General features: G+C 74.3%; 17 protein-coding genes, 8 tRNA genes and 1 pseudogene. 12 read left to right on the top strand and 14 right to left on the bottom strand.

All coding sequences use genetic code 11. The annotated features are described in order from the left end of the window. Positions 1 to 2: 2 nt before the first annotated feature. From thrS to ACGF0D_RS06350, 3 genes are all read right to left on the bottom strand, one after another. Positions 3 to 1,982, bottom strand: coding sequence for a threonine--tRNA ligase (gene thrS, locus ACGF0D_RS06360; protein ID WP_392914157.1), 1,980 nt, complete (start codon positions 1,980 to 1,982; stop codon positions 3 to 5). An 88-nt stretch (positions 1,983 to 2,070) separates the two neighbouring features. Continuing rightward, positions 2,071 to 3,234: a hypothetical protein gene (locus ACGF0D_RS06355; protein ID WP_392874645.1), complete on the bottom strand. Its 1,164-nt coding sequence runs from the start codon at positions 3,232 to 3,234 to the stop codon at positions 2,071 to 2,073. 32 nt (positions 3,235 to 3,266) lie between these two features. Continuing rightward, positions 3,267 to 3,827 (bottom strand): DUF4365 domain-containing protein, encoded by a 561-nt coding sequence (locus ACGF0D_RS06350; RefSeq protein ID WP_392874643.1) that lies wholly within the window; start codon positions 3,825 to 3,827, stop codon positions 3,267 to 3,269. A 165-nt stretch (positions 3,828 to 3,992) separates the two neighbouring features. On the opposite strand from ACGF0D_RS06350, the gene ACGF0D_RS06345 reads away from it, so the two are divergent. Next, positions 3,993 to 4,760, top strand: a complete 768-nt coding sequence (locus ACGF0D_RS06345; RefSeq protein WP_392874640.1) for an exonuclease domain-containing protein — start codon at positions 3,993 to 3,995, stop codon at positions 4,758 to 4,760. An 80-nt stretch (positions 4,761 to 4,840) separates the two neighbouring features. Here the strand turns inward: ACGF0D_RS06345 and ACGF0D_RS06340 are convergent. From ACGF0D_RS06340 to ACGF0D_RS06330, 3 genes are all read right to left on the bottom strand, one after another. Next, positions 4,841 to 4,912, bottom strand: a tRNA-Val gene (locus ACGF0D_RS06340). Between the two features lie 208 nt (positions 4,913 to 5,120). Beyond that, positions 5,121 to 5,192, bottom strand: a tRNA-Val gene (locus ACGF0D_RS06335). Positions 5,193 to 5,271: 79 nt separating this feature from the next. Further along, positions 5,272 to 5,730 carry a TIGR02611 family protein gene (locus ACGF0D_RS06330; protein WP_392914156.1) on the bottom strand — a complete coding sequence of 153 codons (459 nt, stop codon included), beginning with the start codon at positions 5,728 to 5,730 and terminating at the stop codon, positions 5,272 to 5,274. A 195-nt stretch (positions 5,731 to 5,925) separates the two neighbouring features. On the opposite strand from ACGF0D_RS06330, the gene ACGF0D_RS06325 reads away from it, so the two are divergent. Together ACGF0D_RS06325 and ACGF0D_RS06320 are read left to right on the top strand one after the other, a co-directional pair. Then, positions 5,926 to 6,339, top strand: a complete 414-nt coding sequence (locus ACGF0D_RS06325; protein ID WP_030056266.1) for an SsgA family sporulation/cell division regulator — start codon at positions 5,926 to 5,928, stop codon at positions 6,337 to 6,339. 429 nt (positions 6,340 to 6,768) lie between these two features. Continuing rightward, on the top strand, positions 6,769 to 7,338 hold the full coding sequence (locus ACGF0D_RS06320) for a CGNR zinc finger domain-containing protein (RefSeq protein ID WP_392914155.1): 570 nt from the start codon (positions 6,769 to 6,771) through the stop codon (positions 7,336 to 7,338). Positions 7,339 to 7,355: 17 nt separating this feature from the next. Here ACGF0D_RS06320 and ACGF0D_RS06315 read toward each other — a convergent pair whose 3' ends face one another. Further along, entirely contained in the window at positions 7,356 to 7,823 is a 468-nt protein-coding gene (locus tag ACGF0D_RS06315; protein WP_392914154.1) for a hypothetical protein, read from the bottom strand. A 110-nt stretch (positions 7,824 to 7,933) separates the two neighbouring features. Here ACGF0D_RS06315 and ACGF0D_RS06310 point away from each other — a divergent pair, with 110 nt between their 5' ends. Next, on the top strand, positions 7,934 to 8,434 hold the full coding sequence (locus ACGF0D_RS06310) for a DsbA family protein (protein ID WP_392874628.1): 501 nt from the start codon (positions 7,934 to 7,936) through the stop codon (positions 8,432 to 8,434). Positions 8,435 to 8,446: 12 nt separating this feature from the next. Here the strand turns inward: ACGF0D_RS06310 and ACGF0D_RS06305 are convergent, their stop codons facing one another. The 3 genes from ACGF0D_RS06305 to ACGF0D_RS06295 all read right to left on the bottom strand — a co-directional run bounded on the left by ACGF0D_RS06305 (position 8,447) and on the right by ACGF0D_RS06295 (position 11,352). Further along, positions 8,447 to 9,295, bottom strand: a complete 849-nt coding sequence (locus ACGF0D_RS06305) for a GNAT family N-acetyltransferase (protein ID WP_392914153.1) — start codon at positions 9,293 to 9,295, stop codon at positions 8,447 to 8,449. Between the two features lie 67 nt (positions 9,296 to 9,362). Continuing rightward, positions 9,363 to 10,193, bottom strand: coding sequence for an aminotransferase class IV (locus tag ACGF0D_RS06300; RefSeq protein ID WP_392914152.1), 831 nt, complete (start codon positions 10,191 to 10,193; stop codon positions 9,363 to 9,365). A 25-nt stretch (positions 10,194 to 10,218) separates the two neighbouring features. Beyond that, positions 10,219 to 11,352, bottom strand: coding sequence for a chorismate-binding protein (locus ACGF0D_RS06295; RefSeq protein WP_392914151.1), 1,134 nt, complete (start codon positions 11,350 to 11,352; stop codon positions 10,219 to 10,221). A 319-nt stretch (positions 11,353 to 11,671) separates the two neighbouring features. Between ACGF0D_RS06295 and ACGF0D_RS06290 the strand changes: the two genes are divergently transcribed. The 6 genes from ACGF0D_RS06290 to ACGF0D_RS06265 all read left to right on the top strand — a co-directional run bounded on the left by ACGF0D_RS06290 (position 11,672) and on the right by ACGF0D_RS06265 (position 12,306). Next, positions 11,672 to 11,744 (top strand) — tRNA-Gly (locus ACGF0D_RS06290). Positions 11,745 to 11,784: 40 nt separating this feature from the next. Continuing rightward, positions 11,785 to 11,858 (top strand) — tRNA-Cys (locus ACGF0D_RS06285). A gap of 34 nt (positions 11,859 to 11,892) precedes the next feature. Continuing rightward, positions 11,893 to 11,964: transfer RNA gene (locus tag ACGF0D_RS06280), tRNA-Val, on the top strand. 41 nt (positions 11,965 to 12,005) lie between these two features. After that, positions 12,006 to 12,077 (top strand) — tRNA-Val (locus tag ACGF0D_RS06275). Between the two features lie 44 nt (positions 12,078 to 12,121). Then, a tRNA-Val gene (locus tag ACGF0D_RS06270) sits at positions 12,122 to 12,193 on the top strand. Between the two features lie 41 nt (positions 12,194 to 12,234). After that, positions 12,235 to 12,306, top strand: a tRNA-Val gene (locus tag ACGF0D_RS06265). Between the two features lie 306 nt (positions 12,307 to 12,612). Here the strand turns inward: ACGF0D_RS06265 and ACGF0D_RS06260 are convergent. Continuing rightward, positions 12,613 to 12,813, bottom strand: coding sequence for a hypothetical protein (locus tag ACGF0D_RS06260; protein WP_392874617.1), 201 nt, complete (start codon positions 12,811 to 12,813; stop codon positions 12,613 to 12,615). Between the two features lie 406 nt (positions 12,814 to 13,219). Between ACGF0D_RS06260 and ACGF0D_RS06255 the strand changes: the two are divergent. Beyond that, positions 13,220 to 14,557, top strand: a pseudogene (locus tag ACGF0D_RS06255) (serine/threonine-protein kinase); the annotation flags it as partial. Positions 14,558 to 15,579: 1,022 nt separating this feature from the next. On the opposite strand, the gene ACGF0D_RS06250 reads toward ACGF0D_RS06255, so the two are convergent. Beyond that, positions 15,580 to 16,392 carry a TrmH family RNA methyltransferase gene (locus ACGF0D_RS06250; protein ID WP_392914150.1) on the bottom strand — a complete coding sequence of 271 codons (813 nt, stop codon included), beginning with the start codon at positions 16,390 to 16,392 and terminating at the stop codon, positions 15,580 to 15,582. Positions 16,393 to 16,481: 89 nt separating this feature from the next. Here ACGF0D_RS06250 and ACGF0D_RS06245 point away from each other — a divergent pair, with 89 nt between their 5' ends. Then, positions 16,482 to 19,223: a SpoIIE family protein phosphatase gene (locus tag ACGF0D_RS06245; protein WP_392874612.1), complete on the top strand. Its 2,742-nt coding sequence runs from the start codon at positions 16,482 to 16,484 to the stop codon at positions 19,221 to 19,223. Between the two features lie 52 nt (positions 19,224 to 19,275). Here the strand turns inward: ACGF0D_RS06245 and cobA are convergent, their stop codons facing one another. Both cobA and cobT read right to left on the bottom strand, forming a co-directional pair. Then, entirely contained in the window at positions 19,276 to 20,523 is a 1,248-nt protein-coding gene (gene cobA / locus ACGF0D_RS06240; protein WP_392914149.1) for a uroporphyrinogen-III C-methyltransferase, read from the bottom strand. A 107-nt stretch (positions 20,524 to 20,630) separates the two neighbouring features. Then, positions 20,631 to 24,518, bottom strand: a complete 3,888-nt coding sequence (cobT, locus tag ACGF0D_RS06235; RefSeq protein ID WP_392914148.1) for a nicotinate-nucleotide--dimethylbenzimidazole phosphoribosyltransferase — start codon at positions 24,516 to 24,518, stop codon at positions 20,631 to 20,633. Positions 24,519 to 24,684 lie beyond the last annotated feature (166 nt).

Below are 24,684 nucleotides of genomic sequence, written 5' to 3'. Positions count from 1 at the left end.
CCTCACACCTGGATGCGACGCTCCACCGCGTCTACGATCTCGGCGATCGCCTCGTCGACCGGGACGCCGTTCTTCTGCTCGCCGTTGCGGTAGCGGAAGGACACCGCGCCCGCCTCGACGTCGTCGTTGCCGGCGATCAGCATGAACGGCGTCTTGCTGCGCTGAGCGTTGCGGATCTTCTTCTGCATCCGGTCGTCCGAGGTGTCCACCTCGACCCGGATCCCGTGCTTCTTGAGCTTCGCCGAGACCTCCAGCAGGTACGGCACGTGCTCGTCGGTGATCGGGATGCCGGTGACGGTGACCGGGGCCAGCCACGGCGGCATGGCGCCGGCGTAGTGCTCCAGCAGCACCGCGAAGAACCGCTCGATGCTGCCGAAGAGCGCGCGGTGGATCATGACCGGACGCTGACGCGAGCCGTCCGCCGCCGTGTACTCCAGGTCGAAGCGCTCGGGCAGGTTGAAGTCCAACTGAATCGTACTCATTTGCCAAGTCCGGCCGATGGCGTCCCGCGCCTGCACCGAGATCTTCGGGCCGTAGAAGGCCGCGCCGCCCGGGTCCGGCACCAGCGGCAGGCCCTGCTTCTCGGCCACGCTCGCCAGGACGGCTGTGGCCTCCTCCCAGGTCTCGTCGCTGCCGACGTACTTGACCGGGTCCTTGGTCGACAGCTCCAGGTAGAAGTCGGTCAGACCGTAGTCGCGGAGCAGGTTGAGTACGAAGGTCAGCGTGGAGTCGAGCTCCTCCGCCATCTGCTCGCGGGTGCAGTAGATGTGCGCGTCGTCCTGCGTGAAGCCACGGGCACGGGTGAGGCCGTGCACCACGCCGGACTTCTCGTAGCGGTACACCGTCCCGAACTCGAAGAGGCGCAGCGGCAGTTCACGGTACGAGCGGCCGCGCGCGTCGAAGATCAGGTTGTGCATCGGGCAGTTCATCGGCTTGAGGTAGTAGTCCACGCCCTCGTCGAGCTGCATGGGCGGGTACATACCGTCCGCGTACCAGTCGAGGTGGCCGCTCTTCTCGAAGAGCTTCCCCTTGGTGGCGTGCGGCGTGTAGACGAACTCGTAGCCCTCTTCCTCGTGCCGCTTGCGCGAGTAGTCCTCCATCGCGCGGCGGATGATGCCGCCCTTGGGGTGGAAGACGGCGAGGCCGGAGCCGATCTCCTCGGGGATGGAGAAGAGGTCGAGCTCGTTGCCGAGCTTGCGGTGGTCGCGCTTCTCGGCCTCGACGAGGAAGTCGAGGTGGGCCTTGAGCTCGTCCTTGGTCGGCCAGGCGGTGCCGTAGATGCGCTGGAGCTGCTTGTTCTTCTCGCTGCCGCGCCAGTAGGCGGAGGCGTTGCGCATCAGCTTGAACGCCGGGATGTGCCGGGTGCTGGGCAGGTGCGGGCCGCGGCAGAGGTCGCCCCAGCACTGCTCGCCGCTCTTGGCGTCCAGGTTGTCGTAGATGGTGAGCTCGCCGGCGCCGACCTCGACGTCGGCGCCCTCCCCGGCGGTGGCGGCGGAGCCCTTGAGGCCGATCAGCTCGAGCTTGTACGGCTCGGCGGCCAGCTCCTCGCGGGCGGACTCGTCGGTGACCACGCGGCGGGAGAACTTCTGCCCGCGCTTGATGATCTCCTGCATGCGCTTCTCGATGGCCTTGAGGTCATCGGGGTGGAAGGGCTTCTCGACGTCGAAGTCGTAGTAGAAGCCGTCCTTGACCGGCGGGCCGATGCCCAGCTTGGCCTCGGGGTAGAGCTGCTGCACGGCCTGGGCCATGACGTGCGCGGTGGAGTGGCGCAGGATGTCGAGGCCGTCCTTGCTGTCGATCGCGACCGGCTCGACCTCCTCGCCGTCCTGGAGGACGTACGCGAGGTCCTTGAGCTGGCCGCTGACGCGGGCGGCGATGATCGAGCGGTCGTCGGCGAAGAGCTCGGCGGCCGTGGTGCCCGTCGTCACCACGCGCTCTTCCCGATCGGGTTCGCGGCTGATGATTACCCGGACGTCCGTCACCGGTCTCTCCTGACGTGCTGGATTTCAGAGGACGCAACACTGCGCTGCGCGTGACGATGGTACCGAGAGCGCCGCCCCTGCCGTCCACCTACGCCCCTTCTCCCCCTCCCTCCGCCGGCTCCCCGAGCGCTTTCAGCAGGCGCTCGCGGTCCCCTTCCTCCCAGCCGCGGAGTTCCAGTCCGTGCGGGCGGGTCAGCCGGCGGAAGCCGCCGTGCCGGTCCAGCCGGCCGGAGACCCGCAGGGGCAGGCCCGCGAGGTGGGCCTCGGCGGCGAGCCGGTAGTCGGGGTCGGGCAGGCGGAGCTTGAGTTCGCGGACGTCGGCGCCTGCCAGCACCCGCAGCCGTACCGAGCCGGGGCCCGTGGGATCGGCGCGCTTGAGCCGGGTGACGACGCCGAGCACGGTGACGGCGACGGCGGGTTCGATCCGTTCCAGCAGGTCGGCGGCCTCCACCAGGGCGGGCAGGTCGCCGGGTGAGAAGTCGAGGTCGATCCGGCGGTCCCCGAAGCCGCCCGGTGTTCCGGCGGCGGGTGACCAGGAGACGCTGAGCCGGGCGGCCGTCGCGTCGCGCACCAACTCCTCGACGGACTGGACGAGCTCCCGGCTGACCCCGGACCGGACGGCGTTCCCGAAGGCCTCGGGCCCGCCGCTGACCCGGCGGTAGTCCACGGCGTCGCGCAGCGCCTCCAGGGCGCGGACCAGGGTGGTGACGGCGGCGCGGCCCTCGGGGGCGGGGGTGTGGGCGGTGAGGGCGGCGCCCTGTTCGACCAGCAGGACGCGGTCCAGGAAGTCCCCGGCGGGGCCGTCCAGCCGGGCGCCGAAGTAGCCGGCCCTGGTGCGGGCGGCCTTGGCGCCGGCGGCGAGCATGCCGCGGGCCGCCCGCCGGAGCCGCTCGGCCTCGCCCCAGGCGGTGGTCCCGTCGGGGCCGGGCGGTTCGCGGTGCCAGCGCAGTTCGTCGCCGGGGACGGCGAGGGCGAGCAGGATGGCGCGGGCGGAGGGGGTGCGGGAGCGGGAGAGCGCGGTGACGGCGTCGGTGAGGAGGTCGACGGCGTCGTCGAAGCCGTCTCCGGCCGGGACGAGCAGGCTGGTGCCGGGTTCGCCGTCGGGCGGGGTCCAGCGTCCGTAGCGGGCGGCCGGTCCGCCGCGGCGGACCCAGCCGTGCCGGGCGAGCAGGGTGGCCAGGACCTTCGGGTCGACGGTGGCCGGGTCGGGCAGGGGCGGGGCCGGTTCGCCCGGTCCGTACGGCGGTGTCATGGGTCCGGTTCCTCCCTGCCGGGGCCGGGCCGTCACGGGCTGCCGCCCGCGCCGACCCGGGCCATGATGTCGCAGAGCGCGCGGTCGTCGAAGACCCGCTCGGTGGGCAGCCGGACGTTGGTGCGCCGCTTCCCGGTGACGGGGTGGCCGGCCAGGTTGACCCAGTAGCAGCAGTGCCGCAGTTCCAGGGCGTCCGGGCGGGCCCGCAGCCAGTGGTCGACCCGGCGCGGCAGCAGCATCACGACCAGGATCCGCGGCACCGCGACCCGGGGCCGGGCGAGCTTGCGCAGGTGGTCGTTGTCCAGGGTGAAGCTGAAGAACGGCCCGGCCGGGTCGGGCGCGACCTGCTGGGTGGCCTTGAGCTGGATCTTGACGGTGACCTCGTCGTCCACCTCGTGCTCGCGGGAGCCGTGGCTGACGTGCCAGTCGATGCCGTTGTCCGGGAAGGGTTGGGAGAGCGAGCAGCCGGCCGCGGCCGCCACCGCGTGCAGGTAGCCGACCTGCAGGGTCTCCATGCAGGCGGTGACGGCGAGGTTCCCCCGCAGTACCGCCGTCGTCGCCGTCTCCTCGGGCTGCGGCTGGGTCAGTGCCATCGCCCCGTGGCCTCCCCCGGTTCCGGGCCCGTCCCGGTCCGGACGGGCAGTCGATTCGAACGGGACGGTCATGGGCAGGATCCCCGGCCGGGCTTGGGCCAAACGGGTTGAAGGGGCGTCAGGACCGGGTATCAACCGGGCGCAACGCTCGTCTGAGGGGCAGTCATGCAGCAGCACTGGTACACCGGCCCGCTCGCCTCCTTCGACACCGAGACGACCGGCGTGGACGTGGAGAACGACCGCATCGTCTCGGCCGCCCTGGTCGTCCAGCTCGCGCCCGGCGCACCGGCCCGGACCACGACCTGGCTCGCCGATCCGGGGGTTCCGATCCCGGACGGCGCCCGCGCGGTGCACGGCATCACCGACGAGCAGGTGCGCGCCCACGGTCGGCCGGCCGGCACGGTGGTGGCGGAGGTCACCCGCGCGTTGGCGGCCGAGGCGCGGGCCGGGCGCCCGGTGGTGGTGATGAACGCGCCCTACGACCTGACGCTGCTGGACCGGGAGCTGCGCCGCCATCACGGGGTGACGCTGGCCGGCGGGCTGGCGGCGGCGGGCCTGGTGGTGCTGGATCCCCGGGTGCTGGACAAGCACGTGGACCGCTACCGCAAGGGCCGTCGGACGCTGACCGACCTGTGCGCCCACTACGGCGTGGAGCTGGCCGGGGCGCACGACGCGGCGGCGGACGCGACGGCGGCGCTGGCGCTGACCCGGCGGATAGGCGCCCGCTACCCGGCGGCGCTGGGCGGGCTGTCGGCGGCGGAGCTGCACCTGCGGCAGGCGATCTGGCACGCGGCGCAGGCGCGCGGGCTGCAGCACTGGTTCGACCGCTCGGGGACGCCGGAGCGGGTGGACCTGTCCTGGCCGCTGCGGCCGGCCCGGTGCGGCTGTGGGCGCCGGCTGGAGCCGGAGCACGGGTGTGAGGCGGCGGCGTAGCGGGCGGCCCCGGGATCCCGGGCCCGGAACGCGCCGCAGGCCCTGACCGGTTTCCTGGTCAGGGCCTGCGTGCTGTCCGGTGGGCGATACTGGGATCGAACCAGTGACCCCTTCGGTGTGAACGAAGTGCTCTCCCGCTGAGCTAATCGCCCGGGCAACGAGAAGAACTGTAGCACCATTCGGGGCCGGTCGTACAACTCGCCCTTCCGGGTAGCACCGGCACCGCCGCAGAACTCGCGCTCCGCACGGAAGATGACTGCGCCTCAGCCGATTACCGACGGCTCTTCAGGCGGATTCCGGAAATACACGTGAGGCCCAGCCGATAATCGGCTGGGCCTCACGTATCACAATGCATTCCGGTGGGCGATACTGGGATCGAACCAGTGACCCCTTCGGTGTGAACGAAGTGCTCTCCCGCTGAGCTAATCGCCCGGGTGCAGAGAAAACATTACCGCATCCGGGAGGGTGCTCCGACCACCCTCCCGGCTCCCGGACCCCGCACCCGGCCAGGTCAGCTCTCGTCCGGCTGCCAGGGGACGGCCAGGCCGTAGCGGGCGAAGTACCAGCCGCCCACCCCGACGAGGGCGGCCAGTCCGATCACGGTGAGCGTCAGGTTGCGGCGGCGCACCCGGGGGTCCATGGCCCGCTGGGCGGCCTCGGCGACCTTGCGGCGGGTCCAGCGCAGGGCCAGCTGGGCCCAGACGAACTCGGTGGCCCAGATCCCCATGCCGAGGAAGATCACCAGCCAGCCGGGGCCGGGCAGCGGCAGCATGACCAGCCCGAGCACCACCACCGCGAGGCCGGCCAGGAAGATCGCCATCTGCCAGATCCGGTGCAGCGTCGGCGAGCGGCGGACGAAGGCCGGGGCCCTCGAACCGACCGCCCGCCCACCGTCGACGGCCGCGTCAACAGCCTCGGCCGCTTCACCCGTTCCCGTGTTCCCGCCGGTCTTGTCGTTTCGCACAGTCATGCCAGGAAACTAACCAAGAAGCGCCCGGGTATTGCCCGGCCCGGCCGCTGCGGAGCGAATCCGCAATGCGCCGTAAGGGGTACGACTCGCGCCCGAATCGGGACAGAGGGGTTTACATCGGTCTTGGAGGTGGGATGGTCCGTTCGCCGACGTGCGATTCCCCGAGCGCACACTGAGCGAAAGGCCATGGCGCTTATGAACACCACGGTCAGCTGCGAGCTGCACCTGCGCCTCATCGTGTCCAGCGAATCCTCACTGCCCGTCCCAGCGGGCCTGCGCTACGACACTGCCGACCCCTACGCCGTGCACGCCACGTTCCACACGGGCGCCGACGAGACCGTGGAGTGGGTGTTCGCCCGAGATCTCCTCGCGGAGGGGCTGCACCGACCCACTGGTACCGGCGACGTCCGGGTGTGGCCGTCGCGCAGCCACGGGCAAGGGGTGGTCTGCATCGCCCTGAGCTCTCCGGAAGGAGAAGCCCTGCTGGAGGCCCCGGCCCGGGCGCTTGAGTCGTTCCTCAAGCGGACGGACGCCGCGGTGCCCCCCGGCACCGAACACCGTCACTTCGACCTCGACCGGGAGCTGTCCCACATCCTCGCCGAAAGCTGACTCCGTCCGGAGGCGGTCACGCCCCGCTGTCGGCGGGGCCGCAGCCCCTGCCGTCATCGCAGCCGTCCTACTCGGGGGCACGGCAGCGGACTCAGCCGCGCACGACGCGGCCTCGGGGCCGGTGAAACGGTTCTGCTCCCACGGGAGCGGTCCCCAGCACCGCAGACGCCCGGCGCCGAGGCCGGCCATCCTCACGGGTGGCCGGCCTCGGCGCCGGGCGTCGACGTGTTCCGGCGGCCGCGTCCGCCGGGGTCCGCACACCCCGACCCGGGGCCCGCCGCCCCGGACGGCGCCCGGTTTCGTACGCCTTGACGTACTGCGTACACGCATTCGAAAGAAGGCGCCGCCCCACCGGCACGGGGCCCGGTATGGTCTGGGGTAACCGCGGACGCGGGGTATCGGAGTCCCCCTGCGCGAGGAGCCCCCAACGTGCTGATCACCCATGACACCGAGTGCGCGCTGAGCATCCTCGTGGAGCTGCTCAACACCGCGCCCGAGGTGTGCGGCGCCGAGCGGCTGCCGGACGTCGCCGCACTGGACGCCTTCGTGGTCCGCCAGGAGATCAGCGAGATCGACTCACTGACCGAGGACGACCTGCGGCGGGTGCACGAGCTGCGGACCCGGCTGCGCGAGGTGTTCGCGACGGAGTCCACCGCGGAGGCCGCCGAACTGGTCAACTCGATCGTCGCGGCCGCCGGCACGACGCCCCGGCTGACCGACCACGACGGCCACGACTGGCACATCCACTACTTCGCACCGCACGCCGCGCTCGGCGACCACCTGGCGGCCGAGCTGGGCATGGCGCTGGCCTTCATCCTGGTGGCGGGCGAGCGGGAGCGGCTGCGCCGCTGCGAGGCGCCGGACTGCGCGCGGGTCTTCGTGGACCTCTCCCGGAACCGCTCGCGGCGCTACTGCGACAGCCGCACCTGCGGCAACCGGCTGCACGTCGCCGCCTACCGGGCGCGCCAGCGGTCGGCGGAGGCCGTCCCCTCCGCCTGACCCGCCGGCCCCGCCGCTCAGATCCCGCGCTTGCGGAGGATCTCCTCGATGTCGGCGAAGTCGCCGAGGCCGTCGTCCCGCTTGCCCGCGGCCTGCTTCTTCGGGGCCCCGGGCGGCGTCGGCGCCACCGCCTGGCGCTCGGGCGCCGGGCGGGCCGCGGCCGGGCGCTCCGGGGCGCCCTCCACCGCCGCCGCGCCGCCCCGGCGGCCCACCCAGCGGGTGATGACCAGCAGGACCGCGGAGACGCCGAGCAGCGCGATGCCCGTCCACACCCGGGGGTCGAAGACCAGCTTGGCCGCCCAGTCGGCGAACTCCCCGGCGATCGTGCTCGCCAGCGGGAACAGGCCGGTCAGGTAGAGCCCGGCGGGCAGCAGGGCCACCGCGAACCAGCGGGTCGCCGACAGGAAGCGCCGCCGGTAGGCCCGCAGTCCCGCGAAGGCCACCCCGCCCGCGGTGAGGACGAAACTGATCGCCGCACTCAGCACGGAAGCGCTCCTTCGTGTTCGGTCGTCCTGGTCATCGGTGCCTTCCTCTCGGTCCGCCTCCGGGCGCACCTCCGGCCGGAGCGGGCGCCCATTAGTGGAACACTGGGGCAATGATCGATGGTTCCCTCCCCCGCCTCGAGTTCTGGTGCGACCTCCAGTGCCCGGACTGCCACACCGCGCTGGACGACGTACGGGCGCTGCGCGCGCAGTACGGCGACGCGCTGCCCGTGGAGGTGCGGCACTTCCCGCTGGAGAAGCACAAGCACGCCTACGCCGCCGCGGAGGCGGCCGAGGAGGCGTTCGCGCAGGGGCTGGGCTGGCCGTTCGTGGAGGCGCTGCTGGCCCGCACCGCGGAGCTGGACGCGCGTGGGCAGCAGGTGCTGCTGGACGTGGCCCGGGAGGTCGGGGCGGACGTCGAGGAGGTGGACACCGCGCTGGTCGACGGCCGGCACATGCTGACCGTCGACGCCGACCAGGCCGAGGGCAAGGCGATCGGGGTCACCGGCACTCCGACGTACGTGATCGGCGGGAAGCGCCTCGACGGCGGCAAGAGCCAGGACGGGCTGCGCGAGCGGATCGTGGCCGTCATCGAGGCGGCGAAGGAGTCCTGACGACACGTCAGGTCACAGCGGCTTGCCGTAGAGGCGCTCGGTGACCTCGTATCCGAGCGAGTCGTAGAGCCGGACGGCGACCTCGTTGCGGGTGAAGACGTTGAGGCCGAGGTCGTGCACCCCGGCGGCCAGGCACTCGCGTTCGGCGAGCAGCATCAGTGTGCGTCCGTGTCCCCGGCCCCGGTGGTCCGGGGATACCTCGACGCCCATCACCCAGGCGAGCGGTTCGCCGTCCGGCAGGTCGCGCAGCCGCAGTTGCACCCAGATCGAGCCGTACGGACCCTCTCCGCCGTCGGCGCCGTACAGCCTGCGCAGGACGACGCCCGGGGTGTCGACGCCCTGCGGGACGGGGTTCGGCGGGTCGTCGCCGCCGGTCCTGGCGCGGGCCTGCTCCTCGGTGAGACCGGACCCGACGAGCGACCGGCGGTAGCCCTCCGCCGACCGGGCGAGCCAGTCGTCGAGGTCGGCCGGGTCGAAGGGGCGCGCGCTCACCCCGGCGGGCAGCGCGGGGGCGGCGACCAGCCGCTTGGACATGCTCAGGGCCCGCTCGGTGTAGCCGAGGGCGACGGCGAGCCCGCGCGCCGTCGTGGCCGCCTCGGGGACGCCGACGTCCACCCTGGTGCAGCCCCAGTTGCGCAGTACCTCCTCGGCGGCCAGGGCGCCGAACGTGCCCCGGCCCCGGCCGCGTCCCTCGGTGATCTCCAACTCGGATATCCGGCCCCAGAGTTGACTGCCCTGCGGATCGGCGGTGGTGCGCAGCGCGCCGACCGGGTGACCGTTGGAGAGGATCAGCCAGCGTCTGGTGCGGCCGCCGGCCGCGGTGGGTGTCTTCGGGCCCTCGGGGCGCAGCGTGGTGGTCATGTGGTGGTCCCTTCCCCCTGTGCGGAGGGTTATCCACCCGGTCGGCGCGCGCTCCGCGGGTCGGGGGTCACGGGTCGAGGTCGTCGCCGCTGCGCTCGGCGAAGACGGCCATGGCCTTGGCGGTGACGGGGCCGGTGCCGGGCAGTTCGCGGTCGTCGACGCGGGTGACGGCCTGGACGTCGCGGGTGGTGGAGGTCAGGAAGACCTCCTCGGCGTTCCGGAGGGCGCCGAGCGGGAGGTCGGCCTCCTCGGCGCCGCACCAGTCGATGACGAGCTGCCGGGTGATGCCGGCCAGGCAGCCGGAGGCGAGGGTGGGGGTGAGCAGGCGGCCGTCGAGGACCACGAAGACGTTGGAGCCGGTGCCCTCGCAGAGCAGGCCGGCGGTGTTGGCGAACAGGGCCTCGGAGGCGCCGGCGCGGTGGGCGGCGGCCAGGGCGACGACGTTCTCGGCGTACGAGGTGGTCTTGAGGCCGGCGACGGCGCTGTGCTCGTTGCGGCGCCAGGGGACGACGGTGACGGCGGTCTCGTCGGGGCGGTGGGTGATCGGGCTGAGGGCGACGACCAGGGTGGGGCCGGTGGTGCCGCGCTCGGAGCTGAGCGGGCCGTTGCCGCCGGTGTAGGTGATGCGCAGCCGGCCGAGCGGTGCGGGGTTGGCGGCGAGGACCCGGGTGCAGGCCTCGCGGACCAGGTCGTGGTCGGGGTCGGCCAGGCCGAGGCCGCGGGCGGAGCGGGTGAGCCGGTCCAGGTGGCGGGTGACCGCGAAGGCCCGGCCGTCGACCGTCTTCATGGTCTCGAAGACGCCGTCGCCGGTGGTGAGGCCGTGATCGAGGACGGAGACGGCCGCGTCGGCGGAGTCGACGAGCGTGCCGTTGACCCAGCTCGTGGTGCGGTTGTGCATCGGGCTGCTCCTAGGCGGTGGGGGCTCAGGCCCCGGTCGGCTCGGATCCGCGACCGGACTCGGCTCCGGTTTCGGCTGTGGGCTCGGCTCCGTGCTCGGCTGCGGGCTCGGCTCCGGGTTCGTTGCCCGACGCTATCGCGACCAGGCGGGCGGCCTTCAGTTCGGTTTCGGCCCATTCGCGCTCGGGGTCGGAGCCCCAGGTGATGCCGGCACCGGTACCGAAGCGCAGGACGGGTGCGCCCGGGTCCGTCCGGTCGATCCAGAAGGTGCGGATGCCGACGGCGAGTTCGGCCTCGCCGCGGTCCGCGTCGACCCAGCCGACGGCGCCGCAGTAGGGGCCGCGCGGGGCGGTCTCCAGGGCTTCGATGATCCGCAGGGCGCTGGACTTGGGGGCTCCGGTGACGGAGCCGGGCGGGAAGGTGGCGGCGAGGAGCTCGGGCCAGCCGGCGTCTTCGCGCAGGGCGCCCTCGACGGTGGAGACCAGGTGGACCAGGCCGGGGTGCTTCTCGACGGCGCAGAGGTCGGGGACGGTGATGCTGCCGGTCTCGCAGACCCGGCCGAGGTCGTTGCGGACCAGGTCGACGATCATCACGTTCTCGGCGTGGTCCTTGTCGAGGAGGTCGTCCTCGGTGCGGCCGGTGCCCTTGATCGGGCCGGAGGAGACGGTGCGGCCGGTGCGGCGCAGGTAGAGCTCGGGCGAGGCGGTGGCGATCTCGACGCCGTGACCGGGCAGGCGGATGGTGCCGGCGTAGGGGGCGGGGTTGCCGTGGGCGAGGAGGCCGGTGAGGGCGTCGACGTCGCTGCGGTCCGGGTCGGGCAGCGGTGCGGACAGCACCCGGCAGAGGTTGGCCTGGTAGACCTCGCCGGCGGCTATGTGCTCGCGGATGCGGCGCACGCCCGCGGTGTAGGCGGCGCGGTCGAGGGAGCTGTACCAGCTGCCGGCCTGCGGTCCTCGCCAGCCAGCGCCGGAGGGCGGGGCGGGGGCGGGGCGGACCTCGTCGAAGCGGGCGCAGGTGAGCCGGCCCTCGAAGTCGTAGGCGACGGCCCAGTAGCCGGCGGAGTCGAGGGCGGCCGGGTCCGAGGTGACGTCGCGCAGCCCGGTGGCCAGGCGGCCTCCGAAGCGGGCGAGCGGGGTGCGGGGGTCGGGGTGGCCGGACACGGTTCTCCTGCGCGGTGGTGCTGGGCGGCGGTGCCTGAAGTGTAGGTCGGGGGCGCGGGGCCCGGACCGGCTCGCGCCCCGCGTACGAGCACCCGTGTGCGTCACCCGGGTGTGCGCCGGGTGACCTGCGGATGATCGTCCGGGAGCACCGCAGGTGGCGGCCGGTGACCTGCCGGGAGGGCTGACGGGACGGCACTCGTCGACCATCCCCTCGGCATGCTGCGGGAACGGATTTTTAGCTGGCCCGGGAATCCGCTAGAGTTCAACACGTCGCCAGGGAGCGCAGCCGAAGAAAAGCGGTGAAGGCCCTGGGAGACAGGCGGACGTGGCTCAGTTGGTAGAGCATCACCTTGCCAAGGTGAGGGTCGCGAGTTCGAATCTCGTCGTCCGCTCGGTGGAGAACAGTGTAGGATCGTTCTTCATGTGTTGCCTGGTGGAGTGGCCGAGAGGCGAGGCAACGGCCTGCAAAGCCGTGTACACGGGTTCAAATCCCGTCTCCACCTCCAAGAGGTTCCCCCGGTTCCACCGGGAGACCTCCCCGCGCGATTAGCTCAGCGGGAGAGCACTACCTTGACACGGTAGGGGTCACTGGTTCAATCCCAGTATCGCGCACGTCGGACTCATCGGGGTCCGCTGCAGGACCGCCGCACCCGGCGCGATTAGCTCAGCGGGAGAGCACTACCTTGACACGGTAGGGGTCACTGGTTCAATCCCAGTATCGCGCACAGTAACGGGCCCTTCAGGGTCTGCTGCAACACCGCCACACCCGGCGCGATTAGCTCAGCGGGAGAGCACTACCTTGACACGGTAGGGGTCACTGGTTCAATCCCAGTATCGCGCACGTCGGACCCGTCGGGGTCCGCTGCAGGACCGCCACATCAGGCGCGATTAGCTCAGCGGGAGAGCACTACCTTGACACGGTAGGGGTCACTGGTTCAATCCCAGTATCGCGCACAGTAACGGCCGGGGCCGCGATCCGTCAGGGTCGCGGCCCCGGCCGTTTGTCGTCTGTCTGCGGCCCTGCCCCGCCGCCGTGCCGTGTGCCGGGGAGCGTCGGGGAAAGAAAAGAGAAGAGCCGCGTACGGACGCCCTCACCGACGTCCGCACGCGGCATCTCCGCCTGCCGGGGCGCTCTGCGCACCGCTCCTCGCCCGTCCGCGTGTCATCGCGGCCGCGGCCTCCCCGGCGGCACCGCTCCCCGTCCCCAGGGGTTCGGTGCCCGTCTTCGACCGGCCTCGAGGCCGGTGTCCTTCTTCCTGCTCAGCGGGCGATCAGATCGGCGACGGCCTGGGCCTGGCTCGCCATCTGCTCCCACCCGCCGAAGAGCAGCACCAGGAGCACGGCGCACGGCAGGGCCATGGCCAGCGCCACGGCGGGATGCCGCGTGGGCTGCTCGGCGGACCGGGACTGGACGAAGGCCGGCCGACGGCGGCGGGGGGTTCCCGTGAGCTGCGGTGGCATGTCCTTGCTCCTGATCCGGTCGAGTTGGCGCGGTGGACGGCTTACCTCGGGGGACGAGCTCCCCGTCCACCGCTGAGCACAACGCTATTGGTCGGGGGGTCCTCCGGGCGTCATGCCGTCGTACTGTTCCTCGGACGTCCGGGAGGATGACGATCAGACTCGGGGCCTACTACCGCAGGGGGACGGAAGGCTCATCCGACCCCCGAGGGAACCCTGAGGGGAAACCCCGAGAAGCGCTTCGACACCCCTGCGACCTGCAGGTCAGCGCAAGATCGGACAATCGCACGGTGGCTTCAGGTGTTGCGTATCAGCACACCGCAGCGGGCAGTCCGTAAGCTGTGCCAGACAGGAACTGACGATGGCCCAACCGACGGGGCCTCACCCACCGGCTGACGGGGAACGAAACATGGCGATGATGCGGCTGAGGCGTGAGGACCCCCGCATCGTCGGGCCGTACCGCCTGCACCGGCGACTGGGCGCCGGCGGCATGGGCGTGGTCTACCTCGGGTCCGACCGCCGCGGGCAGCGCGTCGCCCTCAAGCTGATCCGCGCCGAGCTCGCCGAGGACCAGGAGTTCCGCACCCGCTTCGCCCGCGAGATCGCCGCCGCCTCCCGGATCCGGGGCGGCTGCACCGCGCGCGTGGTCGGCTCGGACATCGAGACCGAACGCCCCTGGCTGGCCACCGCGTACGTGCCGGGGCCCTCGCTCTACAAGCGGGTCGGCGACGAAGGCCCGCTGAGCTGGCCCGAGGCGGCCCGGATCGGGGCCGCACTGGCCGACGGACTGGTCAAGGTGCACGAGGCCGGCGTGGTCCACCGGGACCTCAAGCCCTCCAACATCCTGCTCTCGCCCCGGGGCCCGCGGATCATCGACTTCGGCATCGCCTGGTCGCGCGGCGCCAGCACGCTCACCCACGTCGGCACCGCGGTCGGCTCCCCCGGCTTCCTCGCGCCCGAGCAGGTGCGCGGAGCCGCCGTCACGCCCGCCACCGACGTGTTCGCCTTCGGCGCCACCCTCGCGTACGCCCTCACCGGGGACACCCCGTTCGGCTCCGGGGCGTCCTCCGAAGTGATGCTGTACCGGGTCGTCCACGAGGAGCCCGACCTCTCGGCCGTACCACCGCAACTGGCGCCGCTGATCCGCGCCTGCCTGGCCAAGGAGCCCGCCGAGCGGCCCGGGGCCGCCGCGCTGCACGAGCGGCTCAGCGAGCTGGCGGCGCGCGGAGCGGCGGGCGGCAGCACCCGCGCGCCGCGGCCCGGGCGGGGCGCGGCCGCTCCGGCTCCGGCTCCGGCCCGGCAGGAGAACGGCCGTCAGGGAGTACCTGCCCCCGGACGCTCCCCCGAGCCGCCCGCCGCGGCACGGGCCAGGGCGGTGGCGGGCCGCCCCGGCGCACAGGCGGCCGGAGCCGCCGGGCGCCGCCCGCAGCAGGGGCCGGCCGCACCCGCCCCCCGGCCCGAGCCGACACCGGTGACCCGCCCGCTGCGGGAGCGTCCGGACCGTCCGCAGACCCCGCCGCCGGCCCGCCCCGGCCCCGGGCCCGGCCCCCGCGACCGGGCACGCCCCCGGGACCGCCAGCACACCCCCGCCCCCGGCGGACGGCCCGGCACCGCCCGGCAGCGGCTGCTCCGGCAGCGGCTGGTCGTCTTCGTCACGGTGACCATCGGAGTGGCGCTGGCCATCGCCGCGGCTCAGGGGTGCGAGAACCGGGACAACCGGAGCGTGCGGCCGCCGACCGGGGTGGTGGCGACCACGGGCTCCGGCGGCGAGCAGGCGGTGCCGGGGACCTCGGCGGACGTCGCACCGCCGGCCGCGACCGCGCCGCTCCCGGCCGCGGCGCGCGCAGGTGCCGACGCCGGTCTGACGCCGCCGCAGGCACCGGTACCGGCGGTCGACTGGCCCAACCGCAGCTACCCCGACGGAGCCGGCGGGCCGGCCATCGCGCTGCAGAACGGGCACTCCGTCGGGGCCGGGCCGCAGGTCGCGCTGAGCGCGGTGCTGCCGGCCCGGTACAAGGGCCTGCCGGCCGCGGTGGTCGTCCTGCGGCGGGCGGAGGGCTCCACCTCGGTCGACCTCGTCCAGCTCTACACCTTCACCGGGGACACCCCCGTCGCCGTCACCTCCCGCACCTCGGTGGCGGACCCGCAGGCGGCGGCCACCTGGCGGCTGGACGGCAGCACGGTCGTCCGCGAGGAGCGCGCGGCCGCCACCGGCACCGTCACCTCCACCCGCTACGCCGTCCGCCCCGACGGCACCCTCGACGAATCCTGGCCCGGCGCCACCACCCCTCCCCCCGCCGCCGCACCGGCCCCACCCACTTCCCCCATCGGCTGACGCCCGCGTCACGAGAAGCCGGGCCGGCCGACATCTGGCGGCGAGGGCACGGCGGGTAGAGCGCGCCAGAAGTCGACCAGGCCGACTTCCGGTGCCGGCCGCCCCGAGAACCACCACAGCCAGGCGCCCCAGTACATGGCCCCGGCAAGGCCGCACTCACGAAAAGTCGGCCCAGTCGACTTCTCGCGCAGCAAGAGCCCCTGCCGGGGCGCGAGCAGCACGCGGCGGGAGAGCCCTGTGGAGGCGGGCGCCGGGTGGGAAGGGGAAGGCGCGCGCCGACTTCTGGGGCGGGGCCGTGCCGAGGGGCGCTGCGGCGGGCGCCGGGTACGTGGCCGGCTCGACTTCTCGCGCGGTGGGAGGGCGCCGGGCGGGATGGGGAAAAGGCGCGCGCATGAGAAGTCGGGCGGGCCGACTTCTCATGCGGAGGGGCGGCGTCAGGGGGTGGGGGTGGTGACGGCGTAGAAGGCCACGGCTGCGGCGGCGCCGACGTTGAGGGAGTCGATGCCGTGGGCCATGGGGATGCGGACGGGGTGGTGGGCCGCCGCGATGGCGCGGGGGGTGAGGCCGTCGCCCTCGGCGCCGAGCATGAGGGCGGCCTTGGGGAGGCCGTGCGGGGTGAGGGTGTGGAGGTCGACGGCGGTGTCGGCGGGGGTGAGGGCGAGCAGGGTGAAGCCGGCCTCGCGGACGGTGTCGAGGGCGGCGGGCCAGGGGTCCAGGCGGGCGTACGGGACCGCGAAGACGGCGCCCATGGAGACCTTGACGGCGCGCCGGTAGAGCGGGTCCGCGCAGTCGGGCGAGAGCAGGACGGCGTCCATGCCGAGGGCGGCGGCGCTGCGGAAGATGGCGCCGAGGTTGGTGTGGTCGACCAGGCCCTCCAGCACGGCGACCCGGCGGGCCCCGGCGAGCACCTCGGCGGCGTCGGGGAGGGGCTTGCGCTCCATCGAGGCGAGGGCGCCGCGGTGCACGTGGTAGCCGGTGACGGCTTCGGCGAGGGCGGGCTCGACCACGTGGACGGGGGCGTCGGCCTCGGCGATGACGTCGCCCATCACCTCCAGCCACTTGGGGGTGAGCAGCATCGACCGCATCCGGTAGCCGGCGGCGAGGGCGCGGCGGATGACCTTCTCCCCCTCGGCGATGAAGAGGCCCTCGGCGGGTTCACGGCGGCGGCGCAGCTCGACGTCGGTGAGGCCGGTGTAGTCGGCGAGGCGGGGGTCGGCGGGGTCGGTGATGGTGCGGGGTTCGGACACCCTGCGATCTTGCCAAGCCCGGGTGGGGAAGGCCAAACGGCCGAGGGAGCGGGGTGGTCCCCGGCTGGTCGTAGTGCAAACATGACCGTATGGCCCGAAATCCGGGCCGATCCTGGGCTTCGTCGGCCTCTGGTGCCGCTGACTCCGCCGGCTCCCCCGGTGGGGGCCCACACGGTCGGCCACAGCTGGCGCGCGCGAAGCCGCGGTGGCCGGTGTGGCGCCGGTCGGTGGCGGGACAGGTGTTCGCGCTCCAGGTCGTGGTCGTGCTGCTGCTGGTGGCGGCGGCCGCGGTGGCGCTGGTGGTGCAGTCGCGCAACGACGCCGATCACGAGGCGCGCAACCGTTCGGTGGCGGTGGCCCAGACCTTCGCCAACTCCCCGGGCATCGTCGACGCGTTGCGCTCCCCGAACCCGACGGCCCTCCTGCAACCGAGCGCGGAGGCCGCGCGGGTCGCCTCGGGGGTGGACTTCATCGTCGTGCTGAACGACCAGGGCATCCGCTACACCCACCCGAACCCGGCCCGGATCGGCCAGAAGTTCACCGGCGTCTACGAGCCCGCGCTGCACGGGCAGGTGGTGACCCAGAACGTCGCGGGCACCCTCGGCCAGCTGGTACGGGCGGTGGTCCCGGTGCACGCGCCGGACGGCTCGGTGGTCGGGATGGTCTCGGCGGGCGTCACGCTGAGGAACATCAGCAGCGCCAGCGAGCGGCAGCTGCCTGTGGTGCTGGGCGCGGCGGCGGCCGCGGTGGGGCTGGCCACGCTCGGGACGGCGCTGATCAGCCGGCGGCTGCGGCGCCAGACGCACGGGCTGGGCCCGGTCGAGATGACCCGGATGTACGAGCACCACGCGGCGGTGCTGCACGCCGTGCGCGAGGGCGTGATGATCGTCGGCGGGGACGGGCGGCTGCTGCTCTGCAACGACGAGGCGCGCCGGCTGCTGGACCTGCCGCCGGACGCCGAGGGCCGCCCGGTGAGCGAGCTGGGCCTGGAGCAGGCGCCGCTGGAGCTGCTGACCGCCGGGCGCCCGGTGACCGACCAGGTGGTGCTGTCCGGGGAGCGGCTGCTGGCGGTGAACGTCCGGCTGATCGACCGGCCCGGCGGTCCGCCCGGCTGCGTCGCCACGCTGCGCGACTCCACCGAGCTGGCGGCGCTGTCCGGCCGGGCCGAGCGCGCCCAGCGGCGGCTGCGGCTGCTGTACGACGCCGGGGTCACGGTGGGCAGCACGTTGGACGTGACGCGGACGGCGCAGGAGCTGGCGCAGGTCACGGTGCCGCGGTTCGCGGACTTCGTCACGGTGGACCTGGCGGACCAGGTGCTGACCGGCGAGGAGCCGCCGCCGGGCCCCTCGCTGGGGCGGATGCGCCGGGTCGCGGTGGCGGGAGTCGAGGACGACGCGCCGTTCTATCCGGTCGGCACGGTGCTGGACGTGGTGCCCTCGACCCCGCTGGCGGTGGCGCTGCACAGCGGGGAGCCGGCCGTCGAGCCGCACCTGACGGACGCCGGCCAGTGGCGGGAGCAGGACCCGGAGGGGTCGGCGCAGGTGCTGGCGTACGGGGTGCACTCGCTGGTGCGGGTGCCGCTGCGGGCGCGCGGGGTGCTGCTGGGGGTGGTCCGGTTCTGGCGGGCTCAGCGGACGGAGCCGTTCGAGGCGGAGGACCTGGCGCTGGCCGAGGAGCTGGTGGCGCACGCCGCGGTGTGCATCGACAACGCCCGCCGCTACACCCGGGAGCACACCATGGCGGTGACGCTCCAGCACAGCCTGCTGCCCCGAACCCTGCCGGAGCAGTCGGCGCTGGAGGTGGCGCACCGCTACCTGCCGGCCCAGGCCGGGGTGGGCGGCGACTGGTTCGACGTGATCCCGCTGCCGGGCGCGCGGGTGGCGCTGGTGGTCGGGGACGTGGTGGGGCACGGGCTGCACGCGGCGGCGACGATGGGCCGGCTGCGCACGGCGATCCACAACTTCTCGACCCTGGACCTGCCGCCGGACGAGCTGTTGGGGCACCTGGACGAGTTGGTGAACCGGATCGACCAGGACGAGGCGGCGGGCGGCGAGCGCGCGGAGCTGGCCGGGGCGACCTGCCTGTACGCGATCTACGACCCGGTGTCGCGGCGCTGCACGCTGGCCAGCGCCGGGCACCCGCCGCCGGCCGTGGTGGACCCGCAGGGCCGGGTGGTGTTCCCGGAGCTGCCGACCGGGCCGCCGCTGGGTCTGGCGGTGCTGCCGTTCGAGACCGCGGAGCTGGAGCTGGCCGAGGGCAGTCGGCTGGTGCTGTACACGGACGGGCTGGTGGAGGACCGGGAGCGGGACATCGACGAGGGGCTGGAGCTGCTGCGGGCGGTGCTGGCCGGGCCGCCGCACTCCCCGGACCAGACCTGCGCGGACGTGCTGGCGGCGCTGCTGCCGGCGCACCAGCAGGACGACATCGCGCTGCTGGTGGCCCGGACCAGGGTGCTGGCGCCGGACCACGTGGCGCAGTGGGAGGTGCCCTCGGACCCGGCCGCGGTGGGCCGGGTCCGGGCCGCGGTGGCGGAGCGGCTGACGGCGTGGGGGCTGGAGGAGGCGGCGTTCGTCACCGAGCTGATCCTGAGCGAGCTGGTGACCAACGCGATCCGGTACGGCGCCGGACCGATCCGGGTGCGGCTGCTGCGGGACCGTTCGCTGATCTGCGAGGTGTCGGACGGCAGCAGCACCTCGCCGCACCTGCGGTACGCGGCGACCGAGGACGAGGGCGGGCGCGGGCTGTTCCTGGTCGCGCAGTTCGCGGACCGCTGGGGGACTCGCTACACGGCGACCGGGAAGGTCATCTGGACGGAGCAACCGCTGGAGTAGGAAGTCGGCCGGGCCGACTTCCTACTCCTGGGGGGACCGCTCCCGTGCGGCCTTACGGCTGGAAGGCCGCGGCCAGCACGTTGACGACGTCGCCGACGACGATGACCGCCGGGGGCTTGACGCCCTCGGCCTCGACCACCGCGGCGACGGTGCCCAGGGTGGCGTCCACCCGGCGCTGGGCGGCGGTGGTGCCCTCCTGGACGACGGCGACCGGGGTGTCCGCCGGACGGCCGTACTCGACCAGCCGGGCGGCGATCGCGCCGATCTTGTCCACGGCCATCAGCAGCACCAGGGTGCCGCTCATCTTCGCGGCGGCCTCCCAGTTGGTGAGCGAACGCTCGTCGTCCGGGCCGACGTGGCCGGAGATCACGGTGAACTCGTGGGTCATGCCGCGGTGAGTGACCGGGACGCCGGCCGCCGCGGGGACGCTGATCGAGCTGGAGATCCCGGGCACCACGGTGACCGGCAGCCCGGCCTCCACGCAGGCCAGCAGTTCCTCGCCGCCGCGGCCGAAGACGTACGGGTCGCCGCCCTTGAGCCGGACCACGAACTTGCCGGCCTTGGCGTGCTCGACCAGGGTGCGGTTGATCGCCTCCTGGGCCATGAACCGGCCGTACGGGATCTTGGAGGCGTCGATCACCTCGACGTGCTCGGGCAGTTCGGCGAGCAGCTCGCGCGGGGCGAGGCGGTCGGCGACGACCACGTCGGCGTCGGCGAGCAGCCGGCGGCCGCGCACGGTGATCAGGTCCGGGTCGCCGGGGCCGCCGCCGACTAGGGCCACGCCGGCGCCGTGCGAGCGGTACTGGCGGGCGGCCAGCGAGCCGTCCCGCAGGCCGTCCACGATGGCGTCGCGCAGGGCGGCGGAGTGGCGCGGGTCGCCGGTGAGGACGGCGACGGTGGCACCCGCGTCGCGGCCGCTGGCCGGGGTCCAGGCGGTGGCCGCGGCGGCGTCGTCGCTGCGGGAGCAGAACACCCGCTCGCGCTCGGCCTCGGCGCTGACCGCCGCGTTGACGGCCGGGTCGTCGGTGGCGACCAGGGCGTACCAGGTGTCGGCCAGGTCGCCGTCCCGGTACGGGCGGGCGTGCCAGGTGAGCTCGCCGGCGTCGGCCATGGCCTGGACGGCCGGGGTGGTGGCGGGCGATATCAGGTGCAGGTCGGCGCCGGTGGCGATCAGGGCGGGCAGCCGCCGCTGGGCGACCTGGCCTCCCCCGACCACGACGACGCGGCGGCCGGCCAGCAGCAGGCCCACCGGGTAGGGGGTGCGGCCCTCGGTGCTCGGGTGCGGGGTGGGCGCGGTCATCGGCGGTGCTCCTGATCGGGGGTGAGGGTGTGGGGACGGTACGGCACGTCACCGCTCCGCGGTCCGGCGCGCCCTCGGGCCGGTCCGCGGAGCGGTGACGGGATGCCTCAGGCCTTCTCGGTGACCCCGGCGGAGTCGAAGGTGGCTACATCGTGCATCGCCCGGGCAGCGCTCTGCACCAGCGGCAGGGCCAGCAGGGCACCGGTGCCCTCGCCGAGCCGCAGGTCCAGGTCGATCAGCGGACGCAGGCCGAGCTTCGCCAGCGCGGCCTGGTGGCCCGGCTCGGCGGAGCGGTGTCCGGCGATGCACGCGGCCAGCACCTCGGGGGCGATGGCCTTGGCGGCCAGCGCGGCCGAACCGGCGATGACGCCGTCCAGGACCACCGGGGTGCGCAGCGAGGCGGCGCCCAGCAGGAAGCCGGCCAGGGCGGCGTGCTCCAGGCCGCCGACGGCGGCGAGGACGCCGACCGGGTCGCTCGGGTCGGGCTGGTGCAGGGCCAGCGCGGCGCGGACGACCTCGATCTTGCGGGCGTGGGTCTCGTCGTCGATGCCGGTGCCGCGGCCGGTGACCTCGGCCGGGTCGAGGCCGGTGAACACCGAGATCAGGGCGGCCGAGGCGGTGGTGTTGGCGATCCCCATGTCGCCGGTGATCAGCGCCTTGTTGCCCGCCGCGACCAGGTCGCGGGCGGTCTCGATGCCGACCTCGATGGCCTTGAGGGCCTCCTCGCGGGTCATCGCCGGGCCCTGGGTCATGTCGGCGGTGCCGGGGCGGACCTTGCGCGGCAGCAGACCGGTCGCGCGGCCCTGCTGGACGGCCTCCGGCAGTTCGGCGGCGACGCCGACGTCGACCACGCAGACCTCGGTGCCGATCTGCTTGGCGAAGGAGTTGATCACCGCTCCCCCGGCCAGGAAGTTGGCGACCATCTGGGCGGTCACCTCCTGCGGCCAGGGGCTGACGCCCTGGGCGTGCACGCCGTGGTCGGCCGCGAAGACCGCCACGCAGGCGGGCTCCGGGATCGGCGGCGGGCACTTGCGGGACAGCCCGCACAGCTGGGCGGAGATGATCTCCAGCATGCCGAGCGAACCGGCCGGCTTGGTCATCCGCTTCTGCCGGTCCCAGGCCTCGCCGAGCGCCTTGGCGTCCAGCGGGCGGATGCCGCGCAGGGTCTCGGCGAGCAGGCTCTGCGGCTCCTCGCCGGGCAGCGCGCGGTTGCCGTACTGCTCCTCGTGGACGACCCAGGACAGCGGGCGCTTCTTGGCCCAGCCCTGCTGCTCCAGCTCGGGCTCGTCCGGGAACTCGTCGACGAAGCCGACGCACAGGTAGGCGACGACCTCCAGGTGCTCGGGCAGCCCGAGCTCGCGGACCAGCTCCTCGTCGTCGAAGAAGCTCACCCAGCCGACGCCCAGGCCCTCGGCGCGGGCGGCCAGCCAGAGGTTCTCCACGGCCAGGGCGGCCGAGTACGGGGCCATCTGCGGCTGGGTGTGCCGGCCCAGGGTGTGCCGGCCGCCACGGGTGCGGTCGGCGGTCACCACGATGTTGACCGGGGTGTCGAGGATGGCCTCGATCTTGATTTCCTTGAACTGCTTGGCCCGGCCCTTGGGCAGCGAGTCCGCGTACGCCTCGCGCTGGCGCTCGGCCAGGGCATGCATCCGCCGGCGGGTCTTCGCCGAGCGGATCACCACGAAGTCCCAGGGCTGCGAGTAGCCGACGCTGGGCGCGGTGTGGGCGGCCTCCAGGACGCGGATCAGCACCTCGTGCGGGATCGGGTCCGGGCGGAAGCCGTTGCGCACGTCGCGGCGCTCGCGGATCACCTGGTGGACGGCCTCGCGGCCGGCCTCGTCGTAGCCGGGGGCGGCCGGGCCGCGCGGCTCGGCGGGCTCCTCGGGCTGCTGCTCCGGCTGCTCCTGCGCCTCCTCGGCGGAGGGCTGCCCCGCGACGGCCTCGGCGGCCTCGGACGCCTCGGCGGCCTGCTCCGCGGGGGTCTCGGCGGCGGACTGCTCGGCCTGCGGCTGCTCGACGGGCTCCGCCGTCGCCTCGGCGGCCTGCTCGCCGACGGGCTCGGCCTCGGCGGGCTGCTCCTGGACGGGCTCGGCGACGGCGGCCTCGACCTCGGCCGGGGCCTGGGTCCGGGCGGGCTCGGCGGCCTGCTCCGCGGGAGTCTCGGCCTCGGGGGCGGCGGCCTGCTGCTCGGCGACGCCCTCGGCGGGTGCGGCCTCCTCGGCGGGCGCGGCGGTCTCGGCGGCAGGCTCCTCGGCGGCCTCGGCGGGCTGCGCCGGCTCCGCTTCGGGGGCGGCCTCGGCCGGTGCCTCGGCGGCCGGCTCGGCAGCGGTGGCAACGGCGGTGGCGGCGGCCTCCGCGGGCACCTCCACGGGCTGCTCCGCGACCTGCTCGGCCGGGACCTCGGCCTGCTGCTGCGGCTGCTCGGCCTCGGCGACAACGGGCTCGGCGGCGACGGGCTCGGCGACAACGGGCTCGGTGACGGCCTGGCCGGAGGGCATCTCGCCGGTGCCCGCGGCGGTCTGCGCGACCGGCTCAGCGACGGCCTCCGGCGCGGCCCCGGCGACGGGGGCCTGCTCAGCGGCCTCGACGACCTCGGCGGCTTCCACAGCCGGGGCGGGCTCGGTACCCGCCACGACCTCGGCGGTCTCCACGGCCTGCGGGGCCTCGGCAGCCGCTATGGGCGCGGACTCCTGCGGGGCCGCCTCCTGGACGACCGGAGCCTGCTGGGCCGCCTCGACCTTGGGCAGGCCGTGCGGGGTGGGCGCGGCGAGGAAGGCGGAGATCCGGCGCGGCTGACCGGCCGGGGCCACGGCCTCGGGCTGCTCGGCGGGCACGGCGGCGCCCTCGACGGCGGCGCCCTCAGCGGCGACGCCCTCGACGGCGACGGCCTCGGCCACGGGCGCCTCGGCAACCCCGGCCGCCGGCTGGGCCTGCTCGGCCACGACGGCCTGCGGCGCGACCGCGACGGCCTCCGCTGCGGTCTCGACAACCGCCACGGTCTCGGCGGCCTGGGCCGCCGTCACGTCCTGCGCGGGCTGGGCCGGGGCGGCCTGGACGGCCTCCGGCAGCTCGACGACCTCGATCACCTCGATCGCCCCGACCGTCTCGACGGCCAGCACGGTCTCGACCGGCGGCGCGGCCAGCGGCACCTGCTGGGCACCGTGGGCCTGCTGGAAGTCCGGCGTCTGCGGCAGCTGCTGCCCGTCGACGACCGGGATCCCCTGGGCCACCGGAGCGACCGGCGCCACCGGGACGGCCTGCGGCGCGGCGGCCGGAGCCTGGGCGGCGGCCTCGGCCATCGGCGGGCGGCCGACCACCGGGATGCCGTGCGCGGGCGTGCCGCCCTGCGAGGGGCCGCGGTCGGCCAGCGAGCGGACCGGCACCTGGCCGGTCATCAGCGACGGGTCCGGGATCGGCGGACCGGCGTGCAGCGGCCGGCGCGGCTGTTGAGCCTGCGTCATCGGCTGCTGCGGCTGCACCTGGACGGGCTGCTGCTGGACGGCGTGCTCGGCGCCGAGCACCGGCGGGTCCACCGGCGGCCAGGACGGCTCGACCGGGGTGCCGTCCTGCTGCGGCGCGAGCGGCATCTGATCGGCCGGGACGGCCGCGGCGGGCTCGCCCCAGGAGCCCTGCGGGCCCGGCATCAGCAGCACGTCGTCATCGTCGTCCAGTCCGTCCGGCTGGTCGAGGAAGTGGAAGGCCGGGCGCGGGGCGCCCTGGTCGACGGCCCAGCCCTCGCCCGGGTGACCGGGCTGGGGCACGCCGGGAACGCCGTAGCCGTGCTGGCCCTGCGGCGGGATGACACCCGGGCCCGGGGGCATCGCACCGGGGACGCCGCCGAGCGGGGCCGCCGGGTTGGGGATCACCCCGCCGTCCGTCGCGACGCCGTGGAGGGGTGCAACGCCCGCGACGCCCTCCGGTCCGCCGAGCGGGTCAGGCCCGGCGTGCAGGTGCTCGGGCAGTCCCTCGCCCGGGACGTGGCCGCCATCGGTCATTGTCAAAGCTCCTTCCAGGCCGCTGCCGCGCCCTCGGCGACACGATCACCGATCGCAGCGCCCATCCGCGCGGGCCGAACCAGCACCGACCCGCCCCTAACCACACGCGGCCGCCGCGCCGTGGCGCTGCGGCCCAAGTCCATCCGGCGCACTGCGGCACCCCGGC

Source organism: Kitasatospora sp. NPDC048298 (assembly GCF_043201465.1).
Lineage (GTDB): Bacteria > Actinomycetota > Actinomycetes > Streptomycetales > Streptomycetaceae > Kitasatospora.
Note: the sequence above shows the minus strand (reverse complement) of the source record. Positions and strands in the feature narration are given on the sequence as shown.

What these genes read in the sequence shown, in the direction of transcription:
- ACGF0D_RS06245 (WP_392874612.1), top strand. Translation starts at nt 16,482, where the DNA reads ATGGCCCGAAATCCGGGCCGATCCTGGGCTTCGTCGGCCTCTGGTGCC.
- ACGF0D_RS06330 (WP_392914156.1), bottom strand. Translation starts at nt 5,730, where the DNA reads ATGACTGTGCGAAACGACAAGACCGGCGGGAACACGGGAACGGGTGAA.
- ACGF0D_RS06355 (WP_392874645.1), bottom strand. Translation starts at nt 3,234, where the DNA reads ATGACACCGCCGTACGGACCGGGCGAACCGGCCCCGCCCCTGCCCGAC.
- ACGF0D_RS06300 (WP_392914152.1), bottom strand. Translation starts at nt 10,193, where the DNA reads ATGCACAACCGCACCACGAGCTGGGTCAACGGCACGCTCGTCGACTCC.
- ACGF0D_RS06260 (WP_392874617.1), bottom strand. Translation starts at nt 12,813, where the DNA reads ATGCCACCGCAGCTCACGGGAACCCCCCGCCGCCGTCGGCCGGCCTTC.
- ACGF0D_RS06350 (WP_392874643.1), bottom strand. Translation starts at nt 3,827, where the DNA reads ATGGCACTGACCCAGCCGCAGCCCGAGGAGACGGCGACGACGGCGGTA.
- ACGF0D_RS06305 (WP_392914153.1), bottom strand. Translation starts at nt 9,295, where the DNA reads ATGACCACCACGCTGCGCCCCGAGGGCCCGAAGACACCCACCGCGGCC.
- ACGF0D_RS06325 (WP_030056266.1), top strand. Translation starts at nt 5,926, where the DNA reads ATGAACACCACGGTCAGCTGCGAGCTGCACCTGCGCCTCATCGTGTCC.
- cobT (WP_392914148.1), bottom strand. Translation starts at nt 24,518, where the DNA reads ATGACCGATGGCGGCCACGTCCCGGGCGAGGGACTGCCCGAGCACCTG.
- ACGF0D_RS06310 (WP_392874628.1), top strand. Translation starts at nt 7,934, where the DNA reads ATGATCGATGGTTCCCTCCCCCGCCTCGAGTTCTGGTGCGACCTCCAG.
- cobA (WP_392914149.1), bottom strand. Translation starts at nt 20,523, where the DNA reads ATGACCGCGCCCACCCCGCACCCGAGCACCGAGGGCCGCACCCCCTAC.
- ACGF0D_RS06345 (WP_392874640.1), top strand. Translation starts at nt 3,993, where the DNA reads ATGCAGCAGCACTGGTACACCGGCCCGCTCGCCTCCTTCGACACCGAG.